The sequence below is a fragment of the Bacillus sp. JJ1521 genome (genome assembly GCF_036965165.1).
Lineage (GTDB): Bacteria > Bacillota > Bacilli > Bacillales > Bacillaceae_L > Ferdinandcohnia.
On record NZ_JBALOX010000013.1, the window covers coordinates 573 to 4906 of the forward strand.

General features: G+C 39.7%; 6 protein-coding genes and 1 pseudogene. 6 read left to right on the top strand and 1 reads right to left on the bottom strand.

All coding sequences use genetic code 11. The features are described from left to right. Positions 1-91: 91 nt before the first annotated feature. The 6 genes and pseudogenes from V7147_RS02845 (at position 92) to V7147_RS02870 (ending at position 3615) form a co-directional block, all read left to right on the top strand. Complete coding sequence (locus tag V7147_RS02845; RefSeq protein ID WP_335366350.1) at positions 92-1000, top strand: TIGR01777 family oxidoreductase; 909 nt, start codon at positions 92-94, stop codon at positions 998-1000. A gap of 326 nt (positions 1001-1326) precedes the next feature. Further along, the gene (locus V7147_RS02850) at positions 1327-1884 is read left to right on the top strand and encodes a GNAT family N-acetyltransferase (RefSeq protein WP_335366351.1); all 558 of its coding nucleotides are present in this window, start codon (positions 1327-1329) and stop codon (positions 1882-1884) included. Positions 1885-1975: 91 nt separating this feature from the next. After that, a complete protein-coding gene (locus V7147_RS02855) occupies positions 1976-2104 on the top strand; it encodes a YfhE family protein (RefSeq protein WP_335366352.1) in 129 nt (42 codons plus the stop codon). A gap of 107 nt (positions 2105-2211) precedes the next feature. Next, positions 2212-2400: a YfhD family protein gene (locus V7147_RS02860; RefSeq protein ID WP_335366353.1), complete on the top strand. Its 189-nt coding sequence runs from the start codon at positions 2212-2214 to the stop codon at positions 2398-2400. Positions 2401-2565: 165 nt separating this feature from the next. Then, positions 2566-3078: pseudogene (locus tag V7147_RS02865) on the top strand (peptidoglycan recognition protein family protein); the annotation flags it as partial. Between the two features lie 18 nt (positions 3079-3096). After that, a complete protein-coding gene (locus tag V7147_RS02870; protein ID WP_335366415.1) occupies positions 3097-3615 on the top strand; it encodes a peptidoglycan-binding domain-containing protein in 519 nt (172 codons plus the stop codon). Positions 3616-3751: 136 nt separating this feature from the next. Here the strand turns inward: V7147_RS02870 and larC are convergent, their stop codons facing one another. Further along, positions 3752-4225 (bottom strand): nickel insertion protein, encoded by a 474-nt coding sequence (gene larC / locus V7147_RS02875; RefSeq protein WP_335366354.1) that lies wholly within the window; start codon positions 4223-4225, stop codon positions 3752-3754. Positions 4226-4334: the final 109 nt, after the last annotated feature.

Genomic DNA, 4334 nt, shown 5'->3' on the forward strand with positions numbered 1-4334 from the left:
CTTAAAAAGTTAAGGGAACTGAATAAAGTTTAAAGGATATATGGAAAACTTATTGAATTATGTAGGAAAAGATATGGAAAGGGAGAAAAACATGAAGATTGCTATTGCAGGTGGAACAGGCTTTGTCGGAAAAAAGCTTTCGGATTATCTTTTAGACCAACAGCATGAAGTGTTTATTTTAACGAGAAATGCGTCCAAAATAAGTCATCACCCTAGTCTCCATTATGTAGAATGGCTGGGGGCAAATAGAAGTCCCGAAAGTGAGCTTCAGGATGTTGATGCAATTATAAATCTAGCTGGAGAATCGTTGAATAGTGGAAGATGGACGGAAGCTCGGAAACGGCTAATTATTGACAGCAGAGTGACTACAACAAGGGAAATATTGCGCATCATCTCATCCATGCAAAAAAAGCCGAATGTATTATTGAATGCAAGTGCAATCGGAATTTATGGAACTTCTGAAGAAGAAACTTTTACGGAAGAGACTTCACGATTGGGAAGCGATTTTCTAGCAAATACGGTTTCTGCTTGGGAGCAGGAAGCAAACTTGGCTGCTGAGATAGGTGTGCGGACTTGTTTCTTACGACTTGGTGTTGTGCTTGGGGATGATGGCGGTGCCCTAACACGCATGGTTCTTCCTTATACGTTTTTTATCGGTGGTACGATTGGTTCTGGTAAGCAGTGGCTGTCTTGGATTCATATTGATGATGTGATTAGAGGAATGGAATTTCTTTTACATCATGAAAACTTGAGCGGAGCTATTAATTTCACTGCACCAAATCCCCTGCAAATGAAGGAGTTTGGACAAACTATTGGAAAGGTTCTTAATCGTCCTCATTGGCTTCCTGTACCCGGATTTGCTTTACAGCTTTTACTCGGTGAAATGAGTATTTTGGTGTTGGAAGGACAAAAGGTAATTCCGAATAAACTAATAGAGCATGGGTTTACTTTTACCTTTGAGACTGTTGAAAAGGCGTTAAGGAACGTCTTTCCAAGATGAATCGACATATTGCTACACAAATCCGCAGAAACGTCGAAATTACCAATAATTTGATACAAAAAATTCACAAAAAAACTATTTATTTTTACAAAACTTTCAAGTATGATACCTAAAGAAAGAAAAAAATTAACTCGACAATCACATATAAAACTTAAAATTGGCCAATACAAAGTGGCTAACTTTAGGGAAGGCAAATGGTGCGCCACCAGTTTCACTGGTTCTAGTGGGTTCGATTCCCACCCCGAAATTTTTTAATAACACAAAAAATTTCGAGGGTGGATCCGGACGCCACAGGTCCGGTCTGTCCTCATTTGGAGGGGAAACTGATGCTAAAAAAGCGTGAACTTCAGGATAGTCAAGCTCTTTATGACTTAATGGTGCACCCGGATGTCTTTCCTTTTGTACGTCAAAAGGCATATTCATATGAAGAGTTTTTATTTTTAACAAAGCAAACGATTGAGGCAGAAGAGCGAGGTGAACTGATTTCACGTACCATTTTAGACGAATGGGGCTCTCCAATCGGGACAATTAATTTATTCGATATCGCAGAAAATGCCGGTTTCCTTGGAACTTGGCTTGGAAAACCATTCCACGGTAAAGGCTACAATCAACCCGCTAAGGATGCATTCTTTGCTGAACTGTTTTATGAACTTGGGATTGAAACGATTTTTATGAGAGTTCGAAAAATCAATAATCGCTCCATGATGGCCGTACAAAAACTCCCTTATGTAACTTTCGCTAATGAAACTCGAAAGTCATTGCATGAGCAGCTAAATGCGAATGGGGATGTTTATAATCTTTTTGAGGTATCAAAGGATTTATATACATTACACACATTACGTGTTGGACATAATCTTGAAGAAGAGCATTTGAAAGAAGCTTGATTTATGACCCGTTTTTTAACGGGTTTTTTGTTTGGATTTTTTTTGGATGGATAAAATAATACTATATTACTTAGAAAGTGAGGGAACTTTGATGCCAAAAGATAAAAGGCGTGAAAAGTCGAAAAGCACATTAAGCAGTATGCAAGCAGTTACATATCAAAATGAATTCAAAAGGGCAGATAAAGCCGGCGGATATACAAATAAGCAAGGTCGCCATTAATTTTTTACATACAAATTTCCACTTATGAAGCTTGTTTTCAAGGTCATCCTATAATTGAGTAGGTTACGTCAGTGGCCTCTCCATTATTGTTTAGGATGGTGTTGATAATGGGAAGATCAAGGGGACAAAAATCACGTGATAAAAACAAAGGAAGCTTGCCACAGGTTCCAAAAAACATGAAATCAGATGGTCTTGATGTCGAGTTCTCACGTGAACTTGCTGACCAGGATGATTTAGAGGCACAAGTACGCTCTAATGCTGCCGATGCTAGAGCAAAAAAACGGAAAAACAAATAGATTAAAGTAATTGAAACCGAGGGGATATTATCCCTTCGGTTTTTCTTTTTGAAATCTCGTACTCCTCTTCTCCTCCGTGATACAAGCATATAAATGGCACGATACAATCTTTCAATGCATAGGATGAATGGATTGTAATACTCATAATTCATGGAGGTGAATGAAATGGAGTATCCAATTACAAGAGATTATATTCGTTTTGGAAATTCACGTTCAGGTCAAAAGACATCCAAGATTCGTTTTATCGTAAGTCATGATACAGGAAATCCTGGTTCAACGGCCTATGGAAATCGAAATTATTTTGACCGTTCACAGCCAAGTGCTTCTGCCCATACGTTCATTGATGACAAATATGTGCTAGAAATAATCCCGCTTACTGAAAAAGCATGGCATGTTCGTTATACCGTTACGAAGGACAATGAAATGTTTGGGGATGATGCAAATGATGCAGCGATTGGTGTAGAGCTCTGTCACGGTGGGAAAATTAATTTCCAAGAGGCATATAATCGATATGTCTGGTACCACGCTTATTTATGTGACAAATTTAATTTGGATCCAAAACGACATATCGTTGCGCATAGCACTTTAGATCCTTCTCGGAGATCAGACCCGCAAAATGCCTTGCGTCCACATGGTGTATCTTGGGAAGAATTTTTAAATGATGTACAAGAATCGTATAATCGCGACTTTAAAGGGATTCCGACGAGCAATCCAAAACCTGCTGTTGGAGGAGTTTCAGCTAAACTTCCAGTTCGTAAAGGAAATAAAGGTCCATTTGTAAAGGAAATTCAACAAGATTTGATTAAAGCTGGTTTCCCATTACCTCGTTATGGTGCGGATGGCAGCTTCGGTGCCGAAACTGAGAGCGCGGTCATGCGGTTCCAAAAACGATATGGGTTAGGTGTGGATGGACTAGTTGGTCCAGCCACTTTGAAGAAGCTTGAGGAAGTTATTAAACAGGGTAATTCTGTTCACGATGAGTTTCCACTTCCGGATGGAGTTTGGGGACGTGGCGACAAGGGTGAAGAAGTTCGCATGATCCAACGTGCGTTAAAGCATATCCACTTTGATCCGAAAATCATTGATGGCAACTACGGTCCTTTAACCGAGGATGCTGTTCGAAGATTCCAATCGATGTATGCGGCTCTTGCCGATGATGGGATATACGGCCCGAATACGAAAAAGTTTATACAGATGGAATTGAATGATATGTAAGATGTAACCCACTGGCGTCAGTGGGTTATTTTTATTTTTGACGTAATGGCAGTATTTTTCAGATAGTGGTAGTATTCCTGGAATAGTGGTAGTATTTTTCGGATAGTGGCAGTATTTCCGGAATAGTGGCAGTACCTTACCGTTTATTAATCTCCTTCCACACCTCTTCATACACTTTTTTCAATGGAATGCCGTTTTCTTCGGCGATTCTGCGGCACTCTTCATATTCAGGTGACTTTTGGACCGATTCTCCTTCGAAAATTCCTTCTTTTATCGTGACTTTGCCCCATTTCGTCATCACTTCTGTAAAGGTTCGCTCGAGTCGGTGAACGGTCAGAGGATAATATCGTAAGCCAAGTGTTGTTGTTTCTGTAAACAGGATTTGTTTCATTTGCGCCAATTTACTATTTGAGCAAAGGAGCTGCAAAAGGACAGCCGGACGGTTTTTCTTCATAAAAATCGGGGTGTAGTAGACGTCATTTGCCCCTGCATCAAATAATAAATCCATAACATAGCCAAGCCATTCGCCGGACATATTATCAAGATTTACCTCAAGCTTGATCATTTCGTCATCAATATGCTCATGATTGGGTGGAAGCTTTTTGTCCATAATACCCTCCCCTTTCATCCGAAAATTCATTACAGTTAGTATATCAGAAAAAAATAGCCCGCCACAACGGCGAGCTATCAACTATTCAATCAAATGCGCCTTGGCGTAT

Bases quoted from the DNA above. Each gene is read 5' to 3' on its own strand.
- V7147_RS02855 (WP_335366352.1), top strand. From the start codon at position 1,976: ATGCCAAAAGATAAAAGGCGTGAAAAGTCGAAAAGCACATTAAGCAGT.
- V7147_RS02860 (WP_335366353.1), top strand. From the start codon at position 2,212: ATGGGAAGATCAAGGGGACAAAAATCACGTGATAAAAACAAAGGAAGC.
- V7147_RS02850 (WP_335366351.1), top strand. From the start codon at position 1,327: ATGCTAAAAAAGCGTGAACTTCAGGATAGTCAAGCTCTTTATGACTTA.
- larC (WP_335366354.1), bottom strand. From the start codon at position 4,225: ATGGACAAAAAGCTTCCACCCAATCATGAGCATATTGATGACGAAATG.
- V7147_RS02845 (WP_335366350.1), top strand. From the start codon at position 92: ATGAAGATTGCTATTGCAGGTGGAACAGGCTTTGTCGGAAAAAAGCTT.